Annotated in this window: 1 protein-coding gene; it reads right to left on the bottom strand. The window is 72.7% G+C overall.

What is annotated here, in order from left to right; genetic code table 11:
- Positions 1–96: 96 nt before the first annotated feature.
- The coding region (locus G3N64_RS39065) for a cellulose biosynthesis cyclic di-GMP-binding regulatory protein BcsB (RefSeq protein WP_205788891.1) at positions 97–1,509 on the bottom strand (1,413 nt) is incomplete at its 5' end.

The following is a 1,509-nucleotide window of genomic DNA, read 5'->3' as shown; positions in this document are numbered from 1 at the left end:
CGCCGCGCACGTCACCGCAACCGCCAGCGCGAGTGTCGCGCCGACGCGCTGCGCCGGCCGCATGGCCCGTCGCTTCGCCATTGCCCGCGCCATCCGTTACATCCCCCGTCGACGCGCGGCGATTCTCTGCAGCACGCTGAACACGCCGAGCGCGAGCAGCAGCCCCGCGACGACGCCGACCGCGCCGAGCACGACCGGATGCCGCGCCGCTTGCGTCCACACGCGCGCATACCACGGCACGAAGCCGACCACGTAAGGCTCGCCGACGCGCACGCTGTCGACCTGCCCCGGCCGCACCAGCGCGAGGTCGCCCTGCAGCTGCGACACGAGCCCGGCGTTCTCGAATACGTCGAGCAGATCGCCGAGGCGCGGCGGGTCGGTCGCCGTCAGCGCGACGACGCTGCGCCCCCGGCTGCCCGGCAGCTCGAACCCGGCGAGCGCCGCGAGCGAGCCCGTCTGCTCGATATGCGCGCCGCCTTCGGCCAGGCCGACGCCGTTGCGCCAGCGTTCCTTCACCGAGAACGCGATGCGCGCGGCGCCTCCGCCTCCCGCGCCGCCCTGCTCGCCGATCACGAGCGGCAGCGCCGAGCGCCAGTGCGCGAGCAGCGGCGACGCGGGCGAGCCGTCGATCACGAGCAGATCCTTGCTGCCCGACAGCGCGGCGACGTCGCCGGGCCGCGCGACCTGCACGCGCAGGGCCGGGAAGCCGGTCCATTCGCCCATGTGGCCGAGCATCGTCAGGTAGGCCTCGAGTTCCTGCGGCGACGGCCGGTCAGGCATCACGACGGCCGTCTGCGACAGGTCGGCGAAGCGCGTGAACGGGAAGCCGCTGTTCGCGAAGAACGCGAGGTTCGGCAATTGCGCGTAATGGACGAAGTGCGAGAAGTCGATCGTCGAATCGGGATCGATCGCCGCACGCTGCGGCTCGGTCGCCGTGCTCGAGCACAGGCCCGTCTTCTGCGAATCGAGCGTGAAGCGGAACTGCAGCTGGTTGCCGCTGCCGACCCGGAACGCGGGGATGTCGACGTCGCTCGTCACGCGCCCTTCGGGCACCGACAGCAGCGGCAGCTGCATCCGGCCGCGCGCGTCCTCGGCATGGGCCGGCCCGAGCCGGTACGACTTCACGAGCTGGTCGTTGATCTCGACGGCGAGCGTCGAGTTGTCCTGCACGGTCGGCGCCGTGTAGCGGTAGCGCAGCGTGATCGGCACGCCCGCGCCGTTCCACGAATGCAGATCGGCCGGCACGCGCAGGTTCAGGCGGATCGCGTCGGGCGACGTGCCGCGCGCTTCCAGCTCGCGCGTATCGGATACGAGCTCGCGGAACGCGATCGGACGGTTCACGGGCAGCCAGCGCGGCGCGTCGTAAGGCTTGCGCGGCGCGCCCAGATCGACGTGCGCGACGGTTGCCGCCGGCCCCGACAGCGCCACGCGGCCCAGCACGAGCGTCGCGACCGCATCGTCGACCTCGGCCGCCGTGCGGCCCGTGACGACGAGCAGCTTGCGCCCCGG

Source organism: Burkholderia sp. Ac-20344 (assembly GCF_017104975.1).
In the GTDB taxonomy this organism is placed as follows: domain Bacteria; phylum Pseudomonadota; class Gammaproteobacteria; order Burkholderiales; family Burkholderiaceae; genus Burkholderia.
The sequence above is the reverse complement of the archived record's forward strand: the minus strand, read 5'-3'. Positions and strand labels throughout refer to the sequence as shown.